This window comes from Pseudomonas sp. PA-5-4B, from assembly GCF_021606215.1.
Lineage (GTDB): Bacteria > Pseudomonadota > Gammaproteobacteria > Pseudomonadales > Pseudomonadaceae > Aquipseudomonas > Aquipseudomonas edaphica.
Genome location: NZ_WKDB01000037.1, coordinates 36147 through 62081 on the forward strand (window position 1 = coordinate 36147; position 25935 = coordinate 62081).

The 25935-nt window shown below is 60.0% G+C and carries 26 protein-coding genes and 1 pseudogene; 12 read left to right on the plus strand and 15 right to left on the minus strand.

All coding sequences use genetic code 11. The features are described 5' to 3' along the window. Positions 1–135: 135 nt before the first annotated feature. Complete coding sequence (locus GIW28_RS18760; protein ID WP_017139089.1) at positions 136–777, minus strand: c-type cytochrome; 642 nt, start codon at positions 775–777, stop codon at positions 136–138. 33 nt (positions 778–810) lie between these two features. Next, complete coding sequence (locus GIW28_RS18765; RefSeq protein WP_017139090.1) at positions 811–1032, minus strand: cytochrome; 222 nt, start codon at positions 1030–1032, stop codon at positions 811–813. A 192-nt stretch (positions 1033–1224) separates the two neighbouring features. Between GIW28_RS18765 and yihA the strand changes: the two genes are divergently transcribed. Next, on the plus strand, positions 1225–1866 hold the full coding sequence (gene yihA / locus GIW28_RS18770) for a ribosome biogenesis GTP-binding protein YihA/YsxC (protein ID WP_236447577.1): 642 nt from the start codon (positions 1225–1227) through the stop codon (positions 1864–1866). 269 nt (positions 1867–2135) lie between these two features. Here yihA and polA read toward each other — a convergent pair whose 3' ends face one another. Further along, positions 2136–4913 carry a DNA polymerase I gene (gene polA, locus GIW28_RS18775; RefSeq protein WP_017139092.1) on the minus strand — a complete coding sequence of 926 codons (2778 nt, stop codon included), beginning with the start codon at positions 4911–4913 and terminating at the stop codon, positions 2136–2138. A gap of 74 nt (positions 4914–4987) precedes the next feature. On the opposite strand from polA, the gene GIW28_RS18780 reads away from it, so the two are divergent. Next, positions 4988–5278: a DUF2782 domain-containing protein gene (locus tag GIW28_RS18780; RefSeq protein ID WP_017139093.1), complete on the plus strand. Its 291-nt coding sequence runs from the start codon at positions 4988–4990 to the stop codon at positions 5276–5278. Positions 5279–5333: 55 nt separating this feature from the next. Continuing rightward, the gene (locus tag GIW28_RS18785; protein WP_017139094.1) at positions 5334–6287 is read left to right on the plus strand and encodes a homoserine kinase; all 954 of its coding nucleotides are present in this window, start codon (positions 5334–5336) and stop codon (positions 6285–6287) included. Between the two features lie 109 nt (positions 6288–6396). On the opposite strand, the gene GIW28_RS18790 is transcribed toward GIW28_RS18785, so the two are convergent. After that, on the minus strand, positions 6397–7326 hold the full coding sequence (locus tag GIW28_RS18790; RefSeq protein ID WP_236447424.1) for a zinc ABC transporter substrate-binding protein: 930 nt from the start codon (positions 7324–7326) through the stop codon (positions 6397–6399). Positions 7327–7384: 58 nt separating this feature from the next. Between GIW28_RS18790 and GIW28_RS18795 the strand changes: the two genes are divergently transcribed. The 4 genes from GIW28_RS18795 to GIW28_RS18810 are packed head-to-tail and all read left to right on the plus strand — an operon-like array spanning position 7385 to position 10190. Then, the gene (locus GIW28_RS18795) at positions 7385–7867 is read left to right on the plus strand and encodes a Fur family transcriptional regulator (RefSeq protein WP_017139098.1); all 483 of its coding nucleotides are present in this window, start codon (positions 7385–7387) and stop codon (positions 7865–7867) included. Next, positions 7867–8652 (plus strand): zinc ABC transporter ATP-binding protein ZnuC, encoded by a 786-nt coding sequence (znuC, locus tag GIW28_RS18800; protein WP_017139099.1) that lies wholly within the window; start codon positions 7867–7869, stop codon positions 8650–8652. Before GIW28_RS18795 ends, znuC begins: the two co-directional genes overlap by 1 nt. Continuing rightward, positions 8645–9433: a zinc ABC transporter permease subunit ZnuB gene (znuB, locus tag GIW28_RS18805; RefSeq protein ID WP_099550164.1), complete on the plus strand. Its 789-nt coding sequence runs from the start codon at positions 8645–8647 to the stop codon at positions 9431–9433. Before znuC ends, znuB begins: the two co-directional genes overlap by 8 nt. A 37-nt stretch (positions 9434–9470) precedes the next feature. Beyond that, positions 9471–10190 carry a PA5502 family lipoprotein gene (locus GIW28_RS18810; protein ID WP_017139101.1) on the plus strand — a complete coding sequence of 240 codons (720 nt, stop codon included), beginning with the start codon at positions 9471–9473 and terminating at the stop codon, positions 10188–10190. 101 nt (positions 10191–10291) lie between these two features. Here the strand turns inward: GIW28_RS18810 and katE are convergent, their stop codons facing one another. Further along, on the minus strand, positions 10292–12433 hold the full coding sequence (gene katE, locus GIW28_RS18815) for a catalase HPII (RefSeq protein WP_236447423.1): 2142 nt from the start codon (positions 12431–12433) through the stop codon (positions 10292–10294). Positions 12434–12698: 265 nt separating this feature from the next. On the opposite strand from katE, the gene GIW28_RS18820 reads away from it, so the two are divergent. The 3 genes from GIW28_RS18820 to GIW28_RS18830 are packed head-to-tail and all read left to right on the plus strand — an operon-like array spanning position 12699 to position 15204. Then, positions 12699–13706, plus strand: a complete 1008-nt coding sequence (locus GIW28_RS18820) for a methionine ABC transporter ATP-binding protein (RefSeq protein WP_017139103.1) — start codon at positions 12699–12701, stop codon at positions 13704–13706. Continuing rightward, complete coding sequence (locus tag GIW28_RS18825; protein WP_017139104.1) at positions 13706–14380, plus strand: methionine ABC transporter permease; 675 nt, start codon at positions 13706–13708, stop codon at positions 14378–14380. The genes GIW28_RS18820 and GIW28_RS18825 overlap by 1 nt, the downstream gene beginning before the upstream one ends. Positions 14381–14430: 50 nt before the next feature. Continuing rightward, entirely contained in the window at positions 14431–15204 is a 774-nt protein-coding gene (locus GIW28_RS18830) for a MetQ/NlpA family ABC transporter substrate-binding protein (RefSeq protein ID WP_099550165.1), read from the plus strand. 302 nt (positions 15205–15506) lie between these two features. On the opposite strand, the pseudogene GIW28_RS18835 reads toward GIW28_RS18830, so the two are convergent. From GIW28_RS18835 to GIW28_RS18860, 6 genes and pseudogenes are all read right to left on the minus strand, one after another. Continuing rightward, positions 15507–15833 (minus strand): annotated as a pseudogene (locus tag GIW28_RS18835) (BRO-N domain-containing protein); the annotation flags it as partial. Between the two features lie 459 nt (positions 15834–16292). Then, a complete protein-coding gene (locus GIW28_RS18840; protein ID WP_236447422.1) occupies positions 16293–16928 on the minus strand; it encodes an SCO family protein in 636 nt (211 codons plus the stop codon). Then, the gene (gene cyoE, locus GIW28_RS18845; RefSeq protein ID WP_186618276.1) at positions 16925–17824 is read right to left on the minus strand and encodes a heme o synthase; all 900 of its coding nucleotides are present in this window, start codon (positions 17822–17824) and stop codon (positions 16925–16927) included. The genes GIW28_RS18840 and cyoE overlap by 4 nt, the downstream gene beginning before the upstream one ends. After that, the gene (locus tag GIW28_RS18850; RefSeq protein ID WP_169987960.1) at positions 17812–18891 is read right to left on the minus strand and encodes a COX15/CtaA family protein; all 1080 of its coding nucleotides are present in this window, start codon (positions 18889–18891) and stop codon (positions 17812–17814) included. Before GIW28_RS18850 ends, cyoE begins: the two co-directional genes overlap by 13 nt. A gap of 10 nt (positions 18892–18901) precedes the next feature. Beyond that, complete coding sequence (locus GIW28_RS18855; protein ID WP_017137896.1) at positions 18902–19486, minus strand: hypothetical protein; 585 nt, start codon at positions 19484–19486, stop codon at positions 18902–18904. Continuing rightward, a complete protein-coding gene (locus GIW28_RS18860; RefSeq protein ID WP_236447421.1) occupies positions 19452–20216 on the minus strand; it encodes an SURF1 family protein in 765 nt (254 codons plus the stop codon). The genes GIW28_RS18855 and GIW28_RS18860 overlap by 35 nt, the downstream gene beginning before the upstream one ends. 43 nt (positions 20217–20259) lie before the next feature. On the opposite strand from GIW28_RS18860, the gene GIW28_RS18865 reads away from it, so the two are divergent. After that, on the plus strand, positions 20260–20463 hold the full coding sequence (locus GIW28_RS18865) for a twin transmembrane helix small protein (RefSeq protein WP_016969525.1): 204 nt from the start codon (positions 20260–20262) through the stop codon (positions 20461–20463). A 6-nt stretch (positions 20464–20469) separates the two neighbouring features. Here the strand turns inward: GIW28_RS18865 and GIW28_RS18870 are convergent, their stop codons facing one another. The 4 genes from GIW28_RS18870 to coxB all read right to left on the minus strand — a co-directional run bounded on the left by GIW28_RS18870 (position 20470) and on the right by coxB (position 24858). Beyond that, positions 20470–21357: a cytochrome c oxidase subunit 3 gene (locus GIW28_RS18870; protein WP_017137899.1), complete on the minus strand. Its 888-nt coding sequence runs from the start codon at positions 21355–21357 to the stop codon at positions 20470–20472. A 35-nt stretch (positions 21358–21392) separates the two neighbouring features. Beyond that, positions 21393–21944 carry a cytochrome c oxidase assembly protein gene (locus GIW28_RS18875; RefSeq protein ID WP_026013768.1) on the minus strand — a complete coding sequence of 184 codons (552 nt, stop codon included), beginning with the start codon at positions 21942–21944 and terminating at the stop codon, positions 21393–21395. 144 nt (positions 21945–22088) lie between these two features. After that, the gene (ctaD, locus tag GIW28_RS18880; RefSeq protein WP_236447420.1) at positions 22089–23672 is read right to left on the minus strand and encodes a cytochrome c oxidase subunit I; all 1584 of its coding nucleotides are present in this window, start codon (positions 23670–23672) and stop codon (positions 22089–22091) included. Between the two features lie 58 nt (positions 23673–23730). Beyond that, on the minus strand, positions 23731–24858 hold the full coding sequence (coxB, locus tag GIW28_RS18885) for a cytochrome c oxidase subunit II (RefSeq protein ID WP_017137902.1): 1128 nt from the start codon (positions 24856–24858) through the stop codon (positions 23731–23733). A gap of 369 nt (positions 24859–25227) precedes the next feature. Between coxB and GIW28_RS18890 the strand changes: the two genes are divergently transcribed. Further along, on the plus strand, positions 25228–25875 hold the full coding sequence (locus GIW28_RS18890) for a hypothetical protein (RefSeq protein WP_017137903.1): 648 nt from the start codon (positions 25228–25230) through the stop codon (positions 25873–25875). Positions 25876–25935: the final 60 nt, after the last annotated feature.

Genomic DNA, 25935 nt, shown 5'->3' on the forward strand with positions numbered 1-25935 from the left:
ACCTTTAGTTGTGACAGGTCTACGCGGGCATGAGTTCGTTAGTGTAACGGCACCGGCCACAAAAAAGGGCGGCCTAAGCCACCCTTTTTATGCTTGCATCGATGGATTAATCGAGCGTTAACGTCGCAGGTCCAATCAGTGCAGGCCCTGAATATAGCTGGACAGCGCTTCGATATCTTTATCCGAAAGTTTCGCCGCAATGTCAGTCATCATTTTGTTGCTGGCATCGCCATCGATGGAGCGAACCTTCTCGCGGAAGTCCTTCAACTGCTTGGCTGTGTATTGGGCGTGCTGACCACTCAGGTGGGGAAAACCCGCCTCGGCCAGCCCACTGCCACCTGCGATGTGACAAGCCTTACAGGCAGGCATGCCACCGATAGGTTGGTCTTCAGCGAGTTTGCCGCCTTGAAACAACGCCTGGCCTTTATCAACGAGCTTCGGATCAGCAGCTCCCACACTGCCTTTCTGGCTGGCAAAATACGCCGCGATGTCCGCCAGGTCCTGATCGCTGAGATTAGTCAGCAAGCCGGTCATTTCCAGCACCGTGCGCTTGCCGTCCTTGATGTCGTGCATCTGCTTGGTCAGGTAACGCTCACCCTGGCCTGCCAGTTTGGGGAAGTTCGGCGCCGGGCTGTTGCCATCCGGTCCATGGCAAGCACCACATACGGCGGCTTTCGCTTGACCGGCAGTGGCATCACCTTTAAGGGGGCCCTCTGCAGCGACGGCAGCGCCAGTGATGCCCAAGGTCAACAGCAGACTCACGATCAGTTTGTTCATCAGCTAATCCAACTACGGCTAAGGGTTTAAGAGTTATCTACCGGGTTTACTCACCATCAACGCGTTGATGGCCTGGTAATCCTCAGTACTGCAGTCCATGCACAAACCACGCGGCGGCATTGCCTTGAAACCCTGAGTCACGTGTTGCATCAGCGTAGCCATGCAAACTCGGTTGTACAGCGCCTCTGGATCCTGTGTAGCCTGAGCGCCTAAAAGCGCGATCAGGACACCAAAAGCGCATAACCATCGGGTCATACATCGACCTTTTCAGGGTTTGAGAGCGTTTTGCGTTCTAATGCGCAATGAAGGTCTTTCGCTCCCGTGAACTTCATCCTTCGCTGGGACAAAGCACACACAAAATCTGCGGCATTATATACTGGCGCTACTGAAACGGAAACGACACCGCTTGCCGCACCCTTTCTCGGCACCGCCCACATCGGAAATCTCATGCAACTCAAGAATCCCATCCTCGGCCTGTGCCAACAGTCCACGTTCATGCTCAGCGCCGCCAAAGTGGACCAATGCCCCGATGACGAGGGCTTTGAAGTCGCCTTTGCCGGCCGTTCCAACGCCGGTAAGTCCAGCGCGCTGAACACCCTGACCCACGCCAGCCTGGCGCGCACCTCGAAAACCCCGGGCCGCACGCAGCTGCTCAATTTCTTCAAGCTAGACGATGATCGGCGTCTGGTCGACCTGCCGGGCTACGGTTATGCAAAAGTACCCATCCCGTTGAAGCTGCACTGGCAGCGTCACCTTGAGGCTTACCTGGGTGGCCGCGAGAGTTTGAAGGGCTTGATTCTGATGATGGACATCCGTCATCCAATGACCGATTTCGACCTGCTGATGCTCGATTGGGCCGTCGCCAGCGGCATGCCGATGCATATCCTGCTGACCAAGGCCGACAAGCTGACCTACGGCGCAGCCAAGAACACCTTGCTCAAAGTGCAGTCCGAAATCCGTAAAGGTTGGGGCGACGCGATCAGCATCCAGTTGTTCTCGGCGCCCAAGCGCATGGGCCTGGAAGACGCTTACACCGTGCTGGCCGGCTGGATGGAATTAGCAGACAAGGGCGCGGAAATCGCCGAATAACTTTTGCGCAGGCAAAAAAAACCCCGGACTTCGTATGGGGAGGGGAAGTTCGGGGTCCAAGTTCCGGACCGCTAGGGCGGGGTCCAGATATCTGCCAACACTTAACACAACATAGGAGCATTGAAGGGCTTCACCACCCATTCAGTAACTCTGAGTAGCAGTTCACGGGTTAAGTTCCGGCAGGTCAAAAAAACTATTGGAAATAACCTGCGACGCCTTTTGATCTAAAGCGCTCTGCCATCACCCTCGGCAATGGCAGAGCCGCGCTGTCAGTGTGCTTCGTCCCAGTTATCGCCCACGCCCACGTCTACCACCAAAGGCACGTCAAGCTTGGCCGCCGCGCTCATATGCTCGCGGATCTTCTCGCTGACTTGCGCCACCAGATCCTCACGCACCTCAAGCACCAATTCATCGTGCACCTGCAGGATCACTTTGGCATCCAGGCCCGACTCGGTCAGCCAGTTGTCCACCAGCACCATGGCTTTCTTGATAATGTCCGCCGCCGTACCCTGCATCGGCGCGTTAATCGCTGTGCGTTCTGCGGCCGCGCGCTCCTGAGGCTTGTTGGAGTTGATGTCCGGCAGATACAGCCGACGCCCAAAGAAGGTTTCGACATAACCCTGGTCGGCCGCCTGGGCGCGGGTGCGCTCCATGTATTCACGCACGCCTGGGTAGCGCGCAAAGTACACATCAATGTAGGCCTTGGCGGTCTTGGTATCCACGCCAATGTCCTTGCCGAGCTTCTGCGCGCCCATGCCGTAGATCAGGCCAAAGTTGATCGCCTTGGCACTGCGGCGCTGGTTGGACGTGACCTCTGTCAGCTCAACCTTGAACACTTCGGCGGCGGTGGCGGTGTGCACGTCCAGGTCATTACGGAAGGCATTCATCAGCCCCTCGTCCTTGGACAAATGCGCCATGATCCGCAGTTCGATCTGCGAATAGTCCGCCGCCAGCAACTTGTAGCCTTTAGGCGCGACAAACGCCTGGCGAATGCGCCGCCCTTCGGCGGTGCGCACCGGGATGTTCTGCAGGTTCGGATCACTGGACGACAAACGCCCGGTCGCCGCCACCGCCTGATGATAAGACGTGTGAATACGCCCGGTACGCGGGTTGATCTGCTCCGGCAGGCGGTCGGTGTAGGTGCTTTTGAGCTTGCTCATGCTGCGGTACTGCATCAGTACCTTGGGCAACAGGAAGTCATCTTCGGCCAGCTTGGCCAATACTTCTTCAGCCGTGGACGCCTGGCCTTTGCCGGTCTTTTTCAATACCGGCAAACCGAGCTTCTCGTAAAGAATCGCCCCGAGTTGCTTGGGCGAGCCCAGGTTGAACTCTTCACCGGCGATCTCAAACGCCTGGCGCTCCAGCTCAACCATCTTGTTGCCCAGCTCGATACTCTGGATGCCCAGCAGCGCCTTATCCACCAGTGCGCCTTGACGCTCGATACGCGCCAGCACCGGCACCAAGGGTATTTCAATGTCCGTCAGCACACTGGCAAGGCTTGGAATGGCTTCAAGCTGCGCATGCAAAGCCTGGTGCAGGCGCAGCGTCACGTCGGCATCTTCGGCCGCATAAGGGCCGGCTTGCTCAAGCGGGATCTGGTCGAACGTCAGCTGCTTGGCGCCCTTGCCGGCGATGTCCTGGAAGCTGACAGTGTCGTAGTCCAGGTACTTCTTGGCCAGGCTGTCCATGTCGTGCCGGGTCGCGGTGGAGTTCAGCACATAGGATTCGAGCATGGTGTCGAAAGCGATGCCGCGCACGGTAATACCGTTGGCCTGGTCGCCGCCGATGGCACAGTTGGCCAGGATGTTCATATCAAACTTGGCGTGCTGGCCGACCTTGAGCTTGGTCGCGTCCTCCAGCAATGGCTTCAAGGCCAGCAGTACCGTGTCACGGTCCAGTTGCTGCGGCGCGCCGATGTAGGAATGGGTCAGCGGGATGTAAGCTGCTTCATGGGGCTGCACGGCAAAGGAAACCCCGACCAATTGCGCCTGTTGCGCATCGATCCCGGTGGTTTCGGTGTCGAACGCGAACAATTTTGCCGCGTTGAGTTTTTTCAGCCAGGCGTCGAATGTCGCCTGGTCGAGGATGGTGGTGTAAGACGCTTCTGCGGGTGCCACCCCTTCGACGGCCTCCTCAACAACAGGGGCAGCCTTGAGCTCAACGCGCTTGGCATCACGCTGGATTTCATCAAACCAGCTCTTGAACTCCAGCAGCGTGTACAGCTCCAGCAGCTTTTCGCGGTCCGGCTCGATCAGGTGCAAATCATCCAGGCCCACATCCAGCGGCACGTCGACCTTGATCGTCGCCAGTTGATAGGACAGGAATGCCATCTCCTTATGCTCTTCCAACTTGGCCGGCAGGGTCTTGGCCCCGCGGATCGGCAAGGTCGGCACGATATCCAACTGCTCATACAGCTCTTTGATGCCGCCATTCACGCCCACCAGCAAGCCGGAAGCCGTCTTCGGACCAATCCCCGGCACGCCTGGGATGTTGTCGGACGAATCGCCCATCAGCGCCAGATAATCGATGATCTGCTCCGGAGCGACACCGAATTTCTCCTTCACGCCCTCGATGTCCATCGAGCTACCGGTCATGGTGTTGACCAAGGTAATGTGCCCGTCCACCAGCTGCGCCATGTCCTTGTCGCCGGTAGAAATCACTACCGGACGGTCAGCCGCCGCGCTGCTGCGGGCCAGCGTTCCGATCACATCATCGGCCTCGACGCCTTCAACGCACAGCAAAGGGAAGCCCAGGGCGATCACGCTCTGGTGCAAAGGCTCGATTTGCAGGCGCATGTCATCGGGCATGCTGGGGCGGTTAGCCTTGTATTCGGCGTACATCTCATCGCGAAAGGTCCCACCCTTGGCGTCGAACACCACCGCGAACGGGCTGTTTGGGTACTGCTTGCGCAGGCTTTTGAGCATGTTCAACACGCCCTTGACCGCCCCGGTCGGCAGGCCTTTGGAGGTGGTCAGCGGTGGCAGCGCGTGGAAGGCGCGGTACAGATAAGAAGAACCGTCCACCAGGACGAGGGGGGCTTGGCTCATGAGCAGGATCAACCTTTTCGGCGGGTCAGGCGCTAGAATAGCCGGACCAATGACGACAAAGGGACAAGGTTATCATGCGTACAGTAAATCGCCTGTTGTTGACCGGCTTGATTGCACTCACCCCGATAGTGGCCATGGCGGCGGATACTGCGCCGTCGGGCGACCCGGAAGTTACCATTCGCACGGAAGGCGACAAGACCATTCAGGAATACCGCCAGAATGGCTTCCTGTACGCAATTAAGGTGACGCAAAAAGGCTTTCCACCGTATTTCCTGGTGCGCGCGGACGGAACCGATGCGAACTTCATCCGCTCTGACCAGCCGGATATGCTGATCCCGTCATGGAAGATCTTCGAATGGAAATGATTTCTTAACTTAAATTGGCGCCGCGCACTGCGGCGCCCGTACTGGCAGCTTAAACATGTCTGTGTTCACCCCCCTGGCTCGGCCCGAGCTGGAAACCTTTCTCGCCCCTTACGGGCTCGGCCGCCTGCTTGATTTCCAGGGGATTGCCGCCGGTAGCGAAAACACCAACTTTTTCATCAGCCTGGAACAGGGCGAATTCGTCCTGACTCTGGTTGAGCGCGGCCCAGTGGCGGAAATGCCGTTCTTCATCGAACTGCTAGACGTGCTCCACGACGCCGACCTGCCGGTGCCTTACGCGCTGCGTACCACCGATGGCATGGCGCTTCGCGAACTCAAAGGCAAACCGGCGCTGTTGCAGCCGCGCCTGGCCGGCAAGCACATAAAGGACGCCAACGCGCAGCATTGCGCCCAGGTCGGCGACCTGCTCGGCCACCTGCACCTGGCGACGCAAGGCGACAAAGTGCTGGAGCGCAAGACCGATCGCGGCCTGGAGTGGATGCTCACTGAAGGCGCGCAGCTTATTTCACACCTGAACGAAGCCCAGCAGCGTCTGCTGCAAGCGTCCTTGAGCGAAATCGAAGCCCACAAGGCCGACATCCTCGCCCTGCCGCGCGCCAACGTACACGCCGACCTGTTCCGCGACAACGCGATGTTCGAAGGCACCCACCTCACCGGTTTGATCGACTTCTACAACGCCTGCTCAGGCCCGATGCTCTACGACGTGGCAATCGCCTTGAATGACTGGTGCTCCGACGCCGATGGCGTGATTGATGGGCAACGCGCCCGCGCGTTGCTGGGCGCCTACGCGGGGCTGCGGCCGTTTACCGCCAAGGAGGCCGAGCTGTGGCCGACCCTGCTGCGCGTTGCGTGCGTGCGTTTCTGGCTGTCACGCCTGATCGCTGCAGAATCGTTTGCCGGGCAGGATGTGTTGATCCATGACCCGGCGGAGTTCGAGCATCGGCTGGCGCAGCGCCAGCAGGTCACAGTCCACCTGCCGTTCGCACTTTAAAATGTGGGAGCGGGCTTGCTCGCGAATGCGCAGTGTCAGTAAATACATCTATTACTGATCCACCGCATTCGCGAGCAAGCCCGCTCCCACATGGGTTATGTATTTGCAGTTAGAGTGACTCCAGGCACCCGGCCAAGTCATTCCCCAGCTTCTCCAGCACCTGCTCGTAACCCTGCGCCGACGCCGGGATATAACCGCCCAACGCATCCAGCTCCGCCAGTTTCACCGGTAGGCCGGCAACCAGGGTTTCAGCCAAACGCGGACGCAACGGCGGCTCGCTGAACACGCACGTCTTACCCACTTCCTGCAAACGCGTACGCATCGCCGCCACATGCTGGGCGCCCGGCTGCACTTCGGCGGCCACGCTGAACACGCCGGTGTGCTTGAGCCCGTAAGCGTCTTCGAAGTAGTCAAATGCCTCGTGGAATACGAAGTACGGCTTGTCGCCAACGCTGGACAGGCGAGCCTTCAATCGCGCATCCAACGCATCCAGGCGCTCATCGAATGCCTTCACGTTACTTTGATAACGCGCGGCGTTGGCCGGGTCGGCAGTACTCAGGTCAGACGCCATACGCGCTGCAATGACCCGAGCATTGACCGTCGACAACCACAAATGCGCATCCAGGCTGCCAGGGCGGTGATCGTGGTCATGTTCGTCGGCATCATCGGCATGCGAGTGGCTATCTTCGGCGAACCGACGCAACTTCATCCCAGGCAAGTCCTGAACTGCCACGGTCGGCAGGCTACGCCCCTTGAGCACGCGTGGCAGGAAGCTCTCCATGTCCGGGCCGATCCAATACAGCAGGTCTACCGACTGCACGCGCCGTACGTCGGATGGGCGCAAGGCATAGTTATGCGGCGATGCGCCAGGCGGCAACAGCACCTCTGGAATCGCCACGCCGTCCTGCACAGCGGCGGCGATCAACTGCAACGGTTTGATGCTGGTCAGCACCTTGACCTCAGCCTGAGCGGCCCCGGCGATGAACAAACTGGTGAAAAATACGACAAAAACGGGAAAAAGTCGGGACACGATGACCACTCAATGGCGTAGGAACAGGTAACATAATAACGTCTCTATCAAATGTCTGTCGCCGCTCATGCCTAAAACACCGCTTGCCAGCCGTCCCCACGACCACTCTCACTGCGTACACACCGCGCTGTCGGAGGCCGATACCCTGTGCGCGCAGAAAGGCTTGCGCCTGACCGCCCTGCGTCGTCGGGTGCTGGAGCTGGTGTGGCAAAGTCACAAACCGCTGGGCGCCTACGACATTCTTGGCGTGCTCAGCGAGCAGGACGGCCGCCGCGCGGCGCCGCCGACGGTGTACCGCGCGCTGGACTTCCTGCTGGAAAACGGCCTGGTGCATCGCATCGCATCGCTCAACGCCTTTGTCGGCTGCAGCCACCCGGAACACGCGCACCAGGGCCAATTCCTGATCTGCCGCGAATGCCACGCCGCCATCGAGCTTGAACAAAAAAGCATCAGCGACGCCATCATCAAAAGCTCCGCCGACGTGGGCTTCAAGGTCGAAGGGCAAACGGTCGAAGTGGTCGGGCTCTGCTCCGGTTGCCAGGGGGCTTGATGAGCAACGCGTTAATCCGCCTGGAGCAGGTTGGGGTCACGTTCGCCGGGCAAAACGTACTGGATAACATCGCGTTGAGCGTGGAGCCGGGGCAGATCGTGACGCTGATCGGCCCCAATGGCGCCGGCAAGACCACGCTGGTGCGCGCCGTGCTTGGCCTGCTCAAGCCCGACAGCGGCAGCGTGTGGCGCAAGCCCAAGCTGCGCGTCGGTTACATGCCGCAAAAATTACACGTCGATCCAACGCTGCCGCTGTCGGTACTGCGCTTCCTGCGCCTGGTGCCTGGCGTCGACCGCGCACGCGCACAAGCGGCGCTTAAGGAAGTCGGTGCCGAACAGGTTATCGACAGCCCGGTGCAGAGCATCTCCGGCGGCGAGATGCAGCGCGTACTGCTGGCGCGCGCCTTGTTGCGCGAACCCGAGCTGCTGGTACTTGATGAACCCGTGCAAGGCGTGGATGTTGCCGGCCAGGCCGAGCTGTACAGCCTGATCACCCGCCTGCGTGACCGCCATGGCTGCGGCGTGCTGATGGTCTCCCACGACTTGCACCTGGTGATGAGCACCACGGATCAAGTGGTGTGCCTCAACCGCCACGTATGCTGCTCCGGCCACCCGGAACAGGTGAGCGGCGACCCGGCATTCGTCGAGCTGTTCGGCAAAAACGCGCAGAGCCTGGCGATCTATCACCACCATCACGATCACGCCCATGATTTGCATGGCGCTGTGGTCGACGATCCCGCTACGCCTCAACCCCACGTTCATGGAGATAGCTGCAAGCATGGCTGATTTTCTGCTCTACGCCCTGCTGGCAGGCTTGGCTTTGGCACTGGTGGCGGGCCCATTGGGCTCGTTCGTGGTCTGGCGGCGCATGGCCTACTTTGGCGACACGTTGTCGCATGCCGCGCTGCTGGGCGTGGCCATGGGCTTTCTGCTGGATGTGAGCCCGACCATCGCCGTCACTGCGGGCTGCCTATTACTGGCAGTGCTGCTGGTAACCCTGCAACAGCGCCAGCCGCTGGCCTCGGACACGCTGCTGGGCATTCTGGCGCCAAGCACGCTGTCGCTGGGCCTGGTGGTGCTGAGCTTCATGCATGAAGTACGCATCGACCTGATGGCCTACCTGTTCGGCGATTTGCTGGCGATCAGCCCCACTGACCTTGCCTGGATCCTCGGCGGCAGCGCCGCTGTGCTGGTGCTGCTGGTGGCCTTGTGGCGCCCGTTGCTGGCAATTACCGTGCACGAAGAGCTGGCCACCGTCGAAGGTTTGCCCGTACCGGCGCTGCGCATGACCCTGATGCTGTTGATCGCCGTGGTGATTGCTGTCGCAATGAAGATTGTCGGCGTATTGTTGATCACGTCGCTGCTGATCATTCCCGCAGCCGCCGCCCAGCGCCATGCCCGCTCACCGGAGCAGATGGCGATCGGCGCCAGCCTGCTGGGCATGCTCGCCGTGTGCGGGGGCCTGGCGCTGTCCTGGTTCAAGGACACGCCGGCCGGGCCGTCGATTGTGGTCACGGCCGCCGCCCTGTTTCTGCTGAGTTTTGTCCTGCCCCGTCGAGGGGTGTAGACTTGCTCGCTTTTTGCGCAAATAGAGAGTCGCAGGAATGAAGCCGTTCAACTCCCGTTATCTGCTCCTTGCCGCATTTTCCCTGCTGCTGGGCGCCTGCCAAAGCACACCGCCTGCCGCCCCTGAGGCGCAGGACCCGCGTGCTGCGGCCATCGCGCAGCTGGAGCAAAACCTGGCCAGCAGTGAACTGGCCACCGCCGAAGACGAGCTGGCCGCATTGCAGGCCCAATCGCCCAACGACCCGGCGCTGGAAACCTACCAGCGCCAATTGGCCGAAGCCTACTTGCAACGCAGCCAGATCGTGTTGCAAAAAGGTGATGTGAATGCCGCCGCTACCGCACTGAGCCGCGCACGCGCCTTGATGCCCAAAGCTCCGGCGCTCACGGGCGGCGTCAACAGCGCCATCAGCCACGCCCGCAAAGCCGAGCTGGATAAAGCCGAAGCCGCCTTGAAAGCTGCCGAGGCCAAGCCACCCGCCAAGGTCATCGACCCGGCGGCTCAAAGCACCACGGTTGCGTTGAACCTCACCGATATTGAAGAACTTCGCCATCAGTTGGATGCGATCGCCACCGATGTGGTGAATTACCAGTGCGATGTGACCATTCAGGCGCCGCGCACCCAGGATTACCCATGGCTGGCCACACTGCTGACCAAACGGGTGAAGCGCATTGATTCGGCGTATGACCTGAAGATTCACCGGCAGATTGTGAAACACATCCCGGCGCAGGTTGTGTTGATTCCGCGCAAAACCGAGTAAAGCCATCGCAGGCAAGCCAGCTCCCACCTTTTGAACTGTGAATACAGTCAAATGTGGGAGCTGGCTTGCCTGCGATAGCGGTCTAACAAACACCCAAAAGCTTAAGCCGGAATCGCCTTGGCCTTAGGCTCCCGCGCCCACACCCGATGCTGCGCAATCGCCGCAAAGAATGCCTTGAACGCCTTGGCATCCGCTCCCACGATCAATCCAGCATCCGCCTCCAGCTTAAGCTGCTCCAGCAACGGCTTGGCATCACTGGTAAGCGCAATCGCCTTCAGATGCTTGTACGCCTCCAACAGGAAGTGCAGCGCCACGCCATCGCCGCTCAAGGCCTTGATCGACTCTTTACCGCCCGGTACGAACACCGCATCAAACGCAACTGACGGCATGCCTTCCATCGACGCATCCACCGGCAGGCTCTTGCCATCCGCAGTCTTCACCGGTGCCGACGTCGGCCCCAGCACCTTGGCATGCGCACCTTCGGCGGCCAGCGCTTTCTTCAGCGCCGCAATCGCTGCGCCATCCACACCGTTAGCCGCAAGAATTGCGACTTTGCGTGTTTTGATATCGCCCGACAGCAGGTTCACCTGGCTCAACGCCGGCGACTCTTTCAGCGACGTCTTGCGCGGCGGTACCGTGCCTTTGGTCGGCGCCGGCAGGCCGAGGTTCTGCGCAACGCGCTTGGCCAACTCCAGGTCGATATTGGCCAGAATCTCGTTGACCTGACGCGCGCGGATAAACTCACGCTCCACCTTGCCCAACTCGAAGCTGTAGGCCGCGATGATGTGCTCTTTCTCGTGGTGGCTCATGCTGTGGAAAAACAGCGTGGCTTGCGAGAAGTGGTCACCAAACGACTCACTGCGCTCACGTACCTTGTTGGCGTCAACGCGCCCGTAATACGTTTCGAACCCGCCATCCTGAGCCGCCGGTGGCGTTTCTTTGGGCCAACCGCCATCAATCGAGTTCGGCTCGTAGGACGCACGACCCTTATCGATCACAGTGCGATGCTGGGCATCGCGTTGGCCGTTATGGAAAGGTGAGACCGGCCGGTTAATCGGCAGCTCATGAAAATTCGGGCCACCGAGTCGGCTGATCTGTGTATCGGTGTAGGAAAACAGACGGCCTTGCAGCAGCGGGTCGTTGGTGAAGTCGATACCCGGCACGATATGGCCTGGGCAAAAGGCAACCTGTTCGACCTCGGCAAAGAAGTTGTCCGGGTTGCGGTTAAGCACCATCTTGCCTAGCGGGGTTATCGGCACCAGCTCTTCGGGGATGATCTTGGTCGGGTCAAGCAGGTCGAAGTCGAACTTGTGTTCGTCCTCTTCGGCAACGATTTGCACGCCCAACTCCCACTCAGGGTAGTCGCCGCCCTCGATCGCTTCCCACATGTCGCGACGGTGGTGGTCGGTGTCTTTACCGGCAAGCTTTTGCGCTTCGTCCCACACCAGCGAGCAGGTGCCGACTTTCGGGTGCCAATGGAATTTCACAAAGCTGGACTTGCCTTCGGTATTGATCAACCGGAAGGTGTGAATACCAAAACCCTGCATGGAACGCAGGCTTTTTGGAATGGCACGGTCAGACATGGCCCACAGCACCATATGCGCCGATTCCGGCTGCAGCGAGACGAAATCCCAGAACGTATCGTGGGCCGAGCCACCGGTAGGAATCTCGTTATGTGGCTCAGGTTTTACCGCATGCACAAAGTCCGGAAACTTGATCGCATCCTGGATGAAGAAGATCGGCATGTTGTTGCCCACCAGGTCGAAGTTGCCTTCGTCGGTGAAGAACTTCACGGCAAAGCCGCGTACGTCACGCACGGTATCGCCCGAACCACGCGGGCCTTGCACGGTGGAGAAGCGCACGAACACCGGGGTTTTATGCTCCGGGTTACGCAGGAACCCGGCCTTGCTCAGCGCAGAATGGTTCTTATAGGTCTGGAAATAACCATGGGCGCCAGTGCCACGGGCATGCACGATGCGCTCCGGGATACGCTCATGGTCAAAGTGCGTGATTTTTTCACGCATGATGAAGTCTTCCAGCAGCGAGGGGCCACGGGCGCCGACTTTGAGGGTGTTCTGGTTATCGGAAATCTTTACGCCTTGGTTGGTGCGCAGCGCCTGGCCGGTCGCATCGGAGCGAAATTCTTCCAGGGCCTGCAGCTTGGCGTTGGTGTTGCCACGGTCCAGGGTATCGGTGCCCGCAAGCTCACTCTTAGGCGGGGTGGCTGGCTTCTTGGTACTCATCAGTCAAAACTCCTTATTCAAAGTGGCCAGAGCGGTCCCCGGCTCGTTTGAGCAAACACCCAGGCACGGCACCTGGGAAATTGAGTTGCTTAAGTAGTGACTGATGGGGTTTTGGGCCGTTCCTTTTTTATGACCTTTGATCGCGTTATTGCCAAATCGCTGGTTGAATGCGAAATAAATGCTAAGAAACGCTATACGGACAGGCTAAAATGCGCGCCCGGCTAACCGCTGATCCCTTTTCAATGCGCCCCACAAGGTTCGCTACGTGATCGAGTTTCATAACGTCCATAAAACCTACCGCGTCGCCGGTAAGGAAATCCCCGCCCTGCACCCCACCAGCCTGCGCGTCGAAAACGGCCAGGTGTTCGGCCTGATTGGCCACTCCGGTGCGGGCAAAAGTACCCTGCTGCGCCTGATCAATCGCCTGGAACAACCCAGCGGCGGTCAGATCAACGTCGACGGTGAGGAAGTCACCGCCCTGGACGCCAACGGCCTGCGCCGTTTTCGCCAGCAAGTGGGGATGATCTTCCAGCACTTCAACCTGCTGGCGTCCAAGACCGTTGCCGACAACGTGGCATTGCCGCTGACCCTGGCCGGCGAATTGTCGCGTAAAGACATCGACCTGCGCGTGGCTGAACTGCTCGCCCGCGTGGGCCTGTCGGACCATGCCAAGAAGTACCCGGCGCAGTTGTCCGGCGGCCAGAAGCAGCGCGTCGGCATCGCCCGCGCCCTGGCGACCAAGCCAAAAATTCTGCTGTGCGACGAAGCCACCAGCGCCCTCGACCCGCAGACCACCGCCTCGGTGCTCAAATTGTTGGCCGAGATCAACCGCGAGTTGAAGCTGACCATCGTGCTGATCACCCATGAAATGGACGTGATCCGCCGCGTGTGCGACCAGGTCGCCGTGATGGACGCCGGCGTGATCGTCGAGCAAGGCTCGGTGGCCGAGGTGTTCCTGCACCCCAAGCACCCGACCACCAAGCGCTTTGTGCAAGAAGCCGAGCAAGTCGATGAAGGCGAGCAGCGTGATGTGTTTGCCCATGTACCGGGCCGCATCGTGCGCCTGACGTTCCAGGGCGAAGCGACCTACGCGCCATTGCTGGGGACCGTCGCCCGCGAAACGGGAGTGGACTACAGCATCCTTGCCGGTCGCATCGACCACATCAAAGATACCCCCTACGGGCAACTGACCCTGGCCATCACCGGCGGTGACATGGAAGCGGCCTTCGCCCGCTTTACCGCAGCCGATGTGCATATGGAGGTCCTGCGTTAATGGACGTGTTACTGCATTACTTCGACAAAGTTGACTGGGCCGACATCTGGGTTGCCACCGGCGACACCATGCTGATGCTCAGCACCTCGCTGGTGTTCACCGTACTGGTTGGCTTGCCGCTGGGCGTTCTGCTGTTTCTGTTCAGCCCACGTCAGTTGCTCGAGCAGAAAGCCACCTATGGCGTGCTGGCATTTATCGTCAACGCCATACGCTCTCTGCCATTTATCATTCTGCTGATTGTGATGATCCCTACGACGATCTTTATCACCGGCACTTCGCTCGGTGTGGCCGGCGCGATTCCACCTTTGGTGGTGGGCGCTTCGACGTTCTTCGCGCGCCTGGTGGAAACCGCATTGCGCGAGGTGGATCGCGGCATCATCGAGGCGACTCAAGCCATGGGCGCCACCACTCGGCAGATCATCACCAAGGCACTGCTGCCAGAGGCTAAACCCGGCATCATTGCGGCCATCACCGTCACCGCTATTGCTCTGGTGGGTTACACCGCCATGGCAGGCGTCGTGGGTGCTGGCGGGCTGGGCGACCTGGCGATCCGCTATGGTTACCAACGTTTCCAGGACGACGTGATGGTCGTCACCGTGGTGATGTTGATTGTGCTGGTACAGATTCTGCAAACCATCGGCGATAAGCTGGTGACACACTACTCTCGAAAATAACGGCCATTGCCGGCCCCCGCCGGCACATGCCCGAACAAGGAGCTTGTTGGATGAAAAAACTACTGGTTGCTTTCGCCGCCGTTGCCGCGTTTTCTGCCCACGCTGCCGAGACTATTACAGTCGCTGCATCGCCGGTACCCCACGCGGAAATCCTCGAATTCGTGAAGCCTGCACTCGCCAAAGAAGGCGTTAATTTGCAGGTCAAAGTCTTCACCGACTACGTGCAGCCGAACGTACAGGTGGCTGAAAAACGCCTGGACGCCAACTTCTTCCAGCACCAGCCGTACCTGGATGAGTTCAACAAAACCAAGGGCACTCACCTGGTAAGCGTTGCCGCGGTACACCTGGAGCCACTGGGCGCCTACTCCAGCAAGTACAAAAAGCTGGAAGACCTGCCAAGCGGCGCCAACGTCGTGATCCCGAACGACGCCACCAACGGCGGTCGCGCCCTGCTGCTGCTGGCCAAGCACAACCTGATCACCCTGAAGGACCCGACCAACATCCTGTCGACCATCAAGGACATCAGCGGCAACCCAAAAAACCTGAAATTCCGCGAACTGGAAGCCGCCACCCTACCGCGCGTGCTGACCCAGGTCGACCTGGCGCTGATCAACACCAACTACGCCCTGGAAGCCAAGCTGGACCCATCCAAGGATGCGCTGGTGATCGAAGGCAACGACTCGCCTTACGTGAACATCCTGGTGACCCGCGAAGACAACAAGGACTCCGATGCCGTGAAGAAGCTGGTTGCAGCCCTGCACACGCCGGAAGTGAAAGCGTTCATTCTTGAGAAGTACAAAGGCGCGATTCTGCCGGCGTTCTGATCCAGAGCTACACCGTAAACCTAATGTGGGAGCGGGCTTGCCCGCGATAGCAGAGTGTCAGTCACTGAAGATGTTGACTGGCCTGCCGCTATCGCAGGCAAGCCAGCTCCCACATTTGTTTTGTGTTGTGATCGTTCCCACGCTCCGCGTGGGAATGCAGCCCGGGACGCTCTGCGTCCCGCTTCTGAGGCCGCGACGCAGAGCGTCACAGGAGGCATTCCCACGCAGAGCGTGGGAACGATCATTTGCGCTGGAGTAAAACCGGCAACTCTGCCACCAGCTTTGTGTGGCTTTTGCTGTCAGCGCAGGGCTGGCACCACCTCATGGGTCAACCATTGGCGCAGGCACCGATTCTCCGGGTAGTAGTGGTAGATAAGCAGCGCATAAACGCCAGACTCACTGACCATCAACGTCGGCGCACAGTGGCCATGAGTGATCAGCGGCAGGGTGTGTTGCTGGTCGGGATCGAGCTTGCGCAGTAACGCAGGGTTCAGGTGCAGGCCCATCAGATGGCCGATGTCGGAGGCGCTGAACCAGGGTTGGCTTTCGACCAGCACGGCGTGCAGCTGGTGATGGTGGCGGGTGAAGACTTTGGGTGTGATCGGTGGATCAGGGGTAAGTGTTTGCACGGTCTAGCTCCTAACGTATCAAGGGACCGCCAAGCACTACTTCCACGTAATGGGTGGCGGCTGTACGCAGGTGTGGAAGACCGGGACGTTAGGCACCCGGCGCACTCGAAAGCGCCCCGCGCACAGCCACCATAAAACACAGACAAGAAAAAGCGCCTGACACTTGGTGGCGCTTTGTGCGCCTAACGATATAAGGGCTTCCACACCCTGTCACTGAATTTGCAGCGACAGGCCAAAGACTAGCCACCCCAAGACCGTCCAACAAGTTCACGCACAGCGCGACAACACGTGGGAAATCTCCGACGACACCCTGTTCAAACCTTGCACAAAACCACTGTGGGAGCTGGCTTGCCTGCGATGGCGGTGGGTCAGCAACTGAGATGCAAGCAGGCCCACCGCTATCGCAGGCAAGCCAGCTCCCACAGGTTATTTGTGTTGTTGGTTAGCTTGGTGATTGGCCTACTTGCGCTGTAGCAAACCCGGCAACTGCGCCACCAGCTTTTGATTATTCAACGGCGCACGAATAAACCCACGCTGCGTGCCGTCCGGGCCGATCAGCGCCAGGTTGCCGCTGTGGTCCACGGTGTAGTTGGGCTTGCTGGTATCGGCCGGAATAAACGGAATGCTCACCGCATTCGAGACCTTCTGCACATCCGCTACATTCGCGCCGGTCAGGCCTTCGAATTGCGAGTCGAAGTAGCCCAGGTACTGCTTGAGCTGGGTCGGCGTGTCGCGGTTCGGGTCAACGCTGACCAGGATCACCTGCAACTTATCCACCGCCTCTTTAGGCAATTCGCTCTTGATCTGGCGCAGTTGCGCGAGGGTGGTCGGGCAGATGTCGGGGCAGAAGGTGTAACCGAAGAACAGCAGGCTCCATTTGCCTTTCAGCTCGTTGACCACCACCGGCTGGCCGTCCTGATTGGTCATGGTCACCGGCGGCAGCTGGCGGCTTTGCGGCAGCAGGATAATGCCAGCGTCGATCAGTGCGGTAGGGTCGCCCTGACCTTTGCCGCTGAGCACTTTGTTAACGGTCAGGCCCATGATCAACGCGACGATGGCCACCAGGATAAAGACGGTTTTTTGAGTTCGAGTCATAGGTTCAACAATAGGTAGTGGTCGACGAGCAGCGCGATAAACAGCAGCAGCAAGTACCAGATAGAGTACTTGAAGGTGTTGATCGCCGCGTGCGGCTTGCTGCCACGGTACAGCACCCAGGCCCATTGCAGAAAGCGCCCGCCCAATACCAGCGCACACGCCAGGTACAGCAGGCCGCTCATGTGGATCACATAGGGCATGAAGCTCACCGCCAGCAGGGCGAAGGTGTAGAGCAGGATATGCACCTTGGTGTAGTGCTCGCCGTGGGTGACCGGCAGCATCGGGATATCGGCCTTGGCGTATTCCTCTTTGCGGTGAATGGCCAGGGCCCAGAAGTGCGGCGGGGTCCAGGCGAAGATGATCAGCACCAGCAGCAGCGGCTCGGCGCTGACATGCCCGGTAACCGCGACCCAGCCGAGCAGCGGCGGCGCCGCACCGGCCAGGCCGCCGATCACGATATTTTGTGGCGTGGCACGCTTGAGAAAACCGGTGTAGATCACCGCGTAACCCAGCAATGAGGCCAACGTGAGCCAAGCCGCCAGCGGGTTGGTGAACGCCAGCAACAAGGCCAAACCTGCAATAGCCAGAAACAATGCAAACGCCAATGCCGCCACGGGTGACACGCGCCCTTCTGCCAAGGGCCGTTTATGGGTGCGCGCCATCACCGCATCAATGCGCCGATCCACCACATGGTTGACCGCCGCCGCACCTCCGGCGCACAGGGCAATGCCCAAATTGCCGAACACCAGCACCGTCCACGGCACCCCGGCGCGGGTCGCGAGGAACATGCCCACCAAGGAGGTGATGAGCATCAGCACCACCACTTTCGGCTTGGTCAGCTCCAAATAGTCCCGCCAGATCGCCTGATCGTGACGCGCGCCGATCAAGGTCGCCATGGCATTTCTCCTTTAAGGGTGATGAGGCCCGATACGTGTTTGCGCGGGATAAAACGCCAGCCAAACGGCAACTGATTGCGCACCCGGACCAGGCTGGTACGGGCGTGGTAGTTGACCAGCACCAGCGTCAGCAATAACCCCGCCCCACCGGCGTTGTGCCCGACCGCCACCGGCAGCGGCAAGCCGAACGCCACATTGCTCACGCCCAGGCAGATTTGCGCCGCGAGGGCGATCAGCAGCAGGCCCGACAGCCGCGTCATGCCCACGGCGCGCAATTGCCAGGCCAGCCCCAGCAGCACCAGCGTCACCAGCACCGCGCCGATGCGATGGGTCAGGTGGATGGCCGTGCGCGCCTCACTGTCGAGCTGGCCGCCGAGGTAATTGGGGCCGATATGCTGGGTGAGGTGAAACCCGTTGGCAAAGTCCGCCGCCGGCCACCACTCGCCATGACACGTCGGCAGGTCGACACAGGCCACCGCCGCGTAGTTTGAACTGACCCAACCGCCCAGCGCGATCTGCCCGATCACCAGCACCAGGCCCGCCGTGGCCCAATATTGCAGGCGCTTGGGCACGATCAAAGCGGGCAACACGCCGGACAGTCGCAAGGTGAGCAGAAACAGCAGGCTCAAGGTTGCAAAGCCGCCAAGCAAATGCCCCGTGACCACTTGCGGCCACAACTTCAGCGTCACCGTCCACATACCGAACGCCGCCTGGGCAAACAACACCGCCAACACAAACAGCGGCAGTTTCACTGGCTGCCCCGGATCACGCCGATGGCTCCACGAGCGCGCCGCCAGCAGCACGATCAGCAAGCCCAAGGTGCCGGCGAAGTAGCGATGGGTCATCTCGGCCCAGCCCTTGTCGGCTTCTACCGGCGTATCGGGAAAATGCAGCTCGGCATGCGCCAGCTGGGCTTCGCTTTGCGGCACGCTGATAAACCCGTAGCAGCCGGGCCAGTCCGGGCAGCCGAGGCCAGCGTGGGTCAGGCGCGTGTAGGCGCCGAGCAGCACGACCAGCAGCGCCAGCAAGGTGGCAAACAACGCGAGGCGAAATCCAGGTTTGGCCATGACGATGCCCTTATCCGATGTTCGACAGTTTCAGCAGCAAGCGCAGGTCGTTGAGCAAGTCCTTGCCCTTGACCTTGGCGTCGTAGCGCAGCACCAGGTTGCCGTGCGGGTCGACGATCCACAGTTGCGCCTCACCCGGCGCAGCCGCGTTTTTACTGAAGGTGGTCAGGTCCAGCGGGTAGCGCTGCAGTTGTGGGTATTCGGCCTTGAGCTTGGCGTCGTAATCCGTGCTCACCGGCTGCGCGCTGGCCAGGGCATGGCTGGCGCGGGAGGCATCGCGGCCCAGGCTGATTTGCAGCTGGCGCGCCAGGTACACCAGTTGCTGGCACTCAGCGGCGCAGGCGGTGGGCGCGGTAACCAACAGTTGCCAGCGATCTTCATCGGCCTGCACGCCGATGTCGGCGCGGGTCTGGCCGTTGCCGATCATCTCGCCGTGGTAGCTGCGGCTGTCGGGCACCCAGAACTGCAACTTGTACATAAAGGTGGCCAGCGCCATCGGGCCGATCACCATCATCAGGATCAGAATCAGCTGCCAGCGGCCTTTGCGCCGATCGGGCGCCTCAGACGTGCTGGGTGGATTCATGGCCGCTCCCATGGGGTTTCTCCTTTTTGTTATGCCATCCGAGGTAGAGGTAAAGCGCCAGCAACGCCAGTGCCATGGCGAACCACTGCACGGCGTAGCCCAAGTGTTTTTCCGGGCCCATGGCGACCACCGGCCAGGTCGTGTCGTAGGTGCCGGGGCCAGGTTCGGCGCGCAACTCAAAGGCAAAACCGCTGCGTCCCAACTCCGCCCAAAGCGCGGCGGGATGCAGCGCGGTCAGCAAGCGCGGCCATTGCGTGGTGGCGGGGTCGGCATGCAGTTGGAAGGTTTCGCCGGGCGCGACGTACACCCAGGCGTCCAGATTCAACGGTTGTTCCGGCGTGGTGAACATCGGCGGCGTGCGCCGGTCCGGCCAGGGCAGCCAGCCGCGATTGAGCAACAGCCATTCGCCGCTGGCCTGGTCGTGAAAGGGCTGCAACAGTTCAACACCGGCCTTGCCGTCGCGCATGCGGTTGTCGAGCAGCACGCTGTGCTCAGCATCGAACTGGCCGCGCAGGCGCACCCGGCGAAAGGCCGGGTCAGCCATGCCCTCGAGCTGCACGCTGCTGACCGGCTCAGCCACACGCCGTTCGGCATAGCTGTCCACCAACAGCTGTTTTTCATGCCCGCGAGCCAGTTGCCAGAACCCCAGGCCCACCATCAGCGGCAGCAATACCAGCACCACCAGCGTGGGAGCGAGCCCTGGGCGAAAGTCTTTTATGGCGCTGGCTATACTTGTTTTCATTGCCCGCCTTTTCATTGCCCGCCCATCCGAATGGAACCTGACCATGCTCAAAGCAGCCATTGCCCTGATGCTGATCGCGACTGTCGTGAGCCTGTTCAGTGGCTTGTTCTTTCTGGTCAAGGACGAGGGCAACTCCAACCGCCTCGTCACTGCCTTGACCGTGCGTGTTGTACTGGCCGCGATTACCGTAGGCTTGATCGCCTGGGGCTTTTTCAGCGGCCAGTTGGTCTCTCATGCACCGTGGTAAAACGCCTCACAGCACATAAACGAAGAAAAACAGGCCGATCCACACCACATCCACAAAGTGCCAGTACCAACTGGCCGCCTCAAAACCGAACTGGTGCTCGGCGTTGAAGTGCCCCTTGAGGATGCGCATCAGCATCACGAACAGAATGATGGTGCCGATGGTCACGTGGGCGCCGTGAAAGCCGGTGAGCATGAAGAACGTCGCGCCGTACACGCCCGAGCCAAGGGTCAGGCCCAGCTCTTTGTAAGCGTGCATGTATTCCTCGGCCTGAAAGCCCAAAAAGGCCCAACCCAGCAGCACCGTCAGCGCCAGCCAGATTTTCAGCGCGCCGCGATGGCCCTTGCGCAACGCATGGTGGGCAATGGTGATGGTCACGCTGGAGCTGACCAGCAAGATCGTATTGACCAGCGGCAAGCCCCACGGGCTGATGGTGCCTTCGGGCGGCGGGTACATTTTCGGGTCAGGGTTGTTGAGCAACGGCCAGGCAAATTCGAAGTTCGGCCACAGCATGTGTGCGACGCCCTTGGAGCCTTCACCTGCCAGCCACGGCGCGGACATATGCCGCACATAAAACAGTGCGCCGAAGAACGCGATAAAGAACATCACCTCGGAAAAGATGAACCAGGTCATGCCCCAGCGGAACGAGCGGTCCATCTGCGGGCTGTACAAACCGGCGCGGCTTTCCTTGATCACCGCGCCGAACCAGCCGAACAGCATGTAGGCCAGCAACAGCCCGCCGACGAAAAAGATCCACGGGCCGTGGGATTCCGGGCGCGCCGCCTTGAGGTCGTTGAACCACACGGCCAGGCCGTACACCGTGATCAACATGCCAAACGTAGCAATTATTGGCCATTTGCTTTGCGCTGGTACGTAGTACGTATCATGAGACGACATGTATTCGCTCTCCTGATTGAGGGGGCAAACAGTAGCTAGCCGCCGGTATGGACGGCCACCGGCGGTTGACGCGCAGTGATGTCAAACAGCGTGTATGCCAGAGTCAAATGCTTCACATCCTTGGGCATGGCGCGATCGACGATAAAGCGCACGGGCATTTCTATGCGCTGACCTGGCTGCAGCACTTGCTGGGTGAAGCAAAAACACTCGGTCTTGTGGAAATACATCGCCGCTTCGGCCGGGGAAATACTCGGTACGGCCTGGGCGGTCATGGGTTTATCTGTGGGGTTGTAGGCCACGAACAGCATCTCGGTGACAGCGCCAGGGTTGACCACGACCTCATCGGCTTTGGAGTGGAATTCCCAGACCATGTCGATGGCATTGGTGGACATGAACTGCACGCGCACCTGGCGCGTAGGGTCCACCACCTGCTCGCCTTCGTACTGCCCGGCGGTCTTGCCGTTGATGCCGAACGCCTTGCACATCACGTCGTAGATCGGCACCAGGGCAAAGCCGAAGGCGAACATGGCCACGACCAGGATCAGCAGGCGGGTGACCAGGCGCTTGATGGGGACGGACTCAAGCATGGCGCTCACCCGCTTCTGGTTTTTCTGTGGGAGCTGGCTTGCCTGCGATGAGGCCCAGGCAGGCAATACATTCGGCTCCTGAAACACCGCTATCGCAGGCAAGCCAGCTCCCACAGGAGACCGAGTCGACCTGCATCAAGGCGTTCACTTGACCTCCGGCGGCGTCGTAAACGTGTGATACGGCGCAGGCGAGGGGATGCTCCATTCCAGGCCTTCGGCGCCATCCCACGGCTTGGCCGGCGCCGGCGGGCCGCCACGGATGCACTTGATCACGATAAACAGGAAGAAGATCTGCGTGGCGCCAAACATGAACGCGCCAATCGAGGAGACCATGTTGAAGTCGGCGAACTGCAGGTTGTAGTCCGGAACCCGGCGCGGCATACCAGCCAGGCCGACAAAGTGCATCGGGAAGAACGCCATGTTCATGCCCACAAAGGACAGCCAGAAGTGCAGCTTGCCCAGGGTTTCGTCGTACATGTGGCCGGTCCATTTCGGCAGCCAGTAGTAGGCCGAGGCGAAGATGCCGAAGATCGCCCCGGGCACCAATACGTAATGGAAGTGCGCCACCACAAAGTAGGTGTCGTGGTACTGGAAGTCCGCCGGGGCAATTGCCAGCATCAGCCCGGAGAAACCGCCAATAGTGAACAGAATCACAAAAGCCACGGCAAACAACATCGGCGCCTCGAAAGTCAGCGAGCCTTGCCACATGGTGCTCACCCAGTTGAACACCTTCACGCCCGTGGGCACCGCGATCAGCAGCGTGGCGTACATGAAGAACAGCTCGCCCACCAGCGGAATACCCACCACGAACATGTGGTGCGCCCACACGATAAACGACAGAAACGCGATGCTCGCCGTGGCGTAGACCATCGAGGTGTAGCCGAACAGCGGCTTGCGCGAGAAGGTCGGGATGATCGAGCTGACGGCGCCAAACGCCGGCAGGATCATGATGTACACCTCGGGGTGGCCGAAGAACCAGAACACATGCTGGAACAGCACCGGGTCACCGCCACCGGCCGCACTGAAAAAGCTGGTGCCGAAGTGGATGTCCATCAACATCATGGTCACGCAACCGGCCAGCACCGGCATCACCGCGATCAGCAGGAAGGCGGTAATCAGCCAGGTCCATACGAACAGCGGCATTTTCATCAAGGTCATGCCGGGCGCGCGCAGGTTGAGAATGGTGGCGACCACGTTGATCGCGCCCATGATCGAGCTGATGCCCATCAGGTGAATGGCAAAGATGAAGAACGTCACGCTTTCCGGCGCGTAGGTGGTGGAGAGTGGGGCGTAGAAGGTCCAGCCGAAATTCGGCCCGCCGCCCGGCGTGAACAGCGTCGAGACCAGCAGCAAGAACGCTGCCGGCAATAGCCAGAAACTGAAGTTGTTCATGCGCGGCAAGGCCATGTCCGGCGCGCCGATCATCAGCGGGATCATCCAGTTGGCCAGGCCGACAAACGCCGGCATTACCGCACCAAACACCATGATCAGGCCGTGCATGGTGGTCATCTGGTTGAAGAACGCCGGCTGCACGATTTGCAGGCCGGGCTGGAACAACTCGGCGCGGATCACCATGGCGAACGAGCCGCCGAGCAGAAACATGGTGAAGGCGAACCACAGGTACATGGTGCCGATGTCTTTGTGGTTGGTGGTCAGCACCCAGCGCATCAAGCCTTTGGCGGGGCCGTGGGCATGGTCGGCATGACCATGGTCGATCACAGTGCTCATGGCCGTTCTCCTGCAAAGGAATGGGCTGTGCGGTTCAGGGCATACGCAGTTGAGGCCGTCATTTGCTTTCCGCCTGTTTCAGAGCCAGCACGTCTTTGGGCGTGACCATGTCGCCTTTGTTGTTGCCCCAGGCGTTGCGCTCGTAGGTGACCACGGCGGCGATATCGACTTCCGACAGCTGTTTGCCGAACGCCGCCATGGCGGTGCCGGGTTTGCCGAAGTACACGCGGTGCAGGTGGTCTTCTTTGGCGCCGGTGGCAATTGGCGAGCCTTTGAGCGCCGGGAACATCGGCGGCAAGCCCTGGCCTTCGGCCTGGTGACAGGCCACGCAGGTGGTGTGGTAAACCTTGTCGCCACGGGCCACCAGCTCGTCCAGCGTCCACTCTTTGGACGTCAGCTCCTTGAGCTTGGCGGCCTCTGCCTTGCGCTCGCCCAGCCAGGTGTCGTAGTCGGCCTTGGATTTGACCTCGACCACAATCGGCATGAAGCCGTGATCCTTACCGCACAGCTCGGCGCACTGGCCACGGTAGATGCCGGGCTTCTCGACCCGGGTCCAGGCCTCGTTGACGAAGCCGGGGATCGCATCGCGCTTAACCGCAAAGGCCGGCACCCACCAGGAGTGGATCACGTCGGCGGCCGTCACCAAAAAGCGCACCTTGGCGCCCACCGGCAGCACCAGCGGCTGGTCGACTTCGAGCAAGTAGTGCTCGCCCTTGGTGGCCTGGTTATGGATCTGCTCGGCGGGCGTGGCCAGGTTGCTGAAGAACTCCACGTCCTGGCCCAGGTATTTGTAGTGCCACTTCCACTGATAGCCGGTGACCTGGATATCGATATCCGACTCACTGCTGTCGTAGATATTGATCAAGGTTTTGGTCGCCGGAATAGCCATGGCCACCAGGATCAGCAAGGGCACTACGGTCCAGAGAATTTCCACGGTGGTGCTCTCGTGGAACTTGGCCGCCACCTGGCCCGTAGACCGGCGGTGCAGGATCATCGACCAGAACATCGCGCCAAACACGACGATGCCGATCACCACACAGATCCAGAAAATGGTCATGTGCAGGTCAAACACGGCGTGACTGACTTCAGTAGCCCCTGGCGCCATATTCGTTGTCCAGGCGGCGTGCGCCTGGCCGAATACTGACCACAACAGTAGGCCCATCCAAACGTGTGGATGTCGCGTCATTGCGGGTTCCCCTTTATGTTTCTTGTTATCCCGCCGGTTTGCACCTGCGGCGAAGGGAGCGGCTTCCATACTGCTTACAACCGCCAAGCCTTGCCTGCGTCATGCAGTTGGGCGTCATCAGCTAATTGCGTACAAATCCGAGTATAGACAGCCGGGGCGACCCCGCAATGTGTAGGGGCAAATGAGCAAAAACAGACGGGCGGACCCAATAAAACCGGGCGCGCAAACGTTTATCCGACGAACGATGGCATTTCGATATAACGCACGCGCATAACCATGAAATAATTATGACAAATGCGTCTTAGGCGCTCGTATAAACGAGCTACCTTATCCTCTCCCTTTTCCTACGCCTGTTTCACTGGAGCCTTCATGAACACCGCCGCATTGCGCGAGCAGATTTTCCGTGCCCATCAACACGAAGCCACTACGGGCCAGCTTGCCCAGCAACTGGAAAAACAATTGCCGCACCTGCATTCGGCCATCTCCCTGGCTGACGGTGATCGCAACATTGTCATGACCCGCTTTGTCACCGCCTACATCGAACTGGTTCCGGACTTGCTCGAAGCCGCCAACGATGTGGCCCGCGAAGCCGGTATCGAAAGCCAGATCAAACCGGTGTTGAAAATCGCCGAGCATTTCTTCCTGCAGCCGCCTGCGATCCTGGCCGGCCATGAAGGCCTGGACGGCTTGCTGGATGAGGCCTACCTGGCTCACCGCTTGGTTGAAGAGGTCAACGACCTGTATATCAAGCATTTCGGCCAGCCATTGATTCCGGCGGATACCACTGTGGCTAACTTGATTGCCCATCAACTGATTGGTGAAACATTTGCCAATCAGTTGGATGAAGCCGTGCACTTGGCGGTAGATGAAATGCTCAACGAGGAGAGCTTTGCGCTGGAGTCGGTCGAGGCGTATCGCGAACAGCTGAAAAGCCCGCAAACGGAAGCGGCGTGGAAGCGCTGGCCGTGCCTGTCGCGGCAGCTGGGCGTTGAGTTATCGCTGGATCAGCCAGCCTGATTTTCCGAGTGAACATAGAACCACTGTGGGAGCCGGGCTTGCCCGCGATGGCGGTGGGTC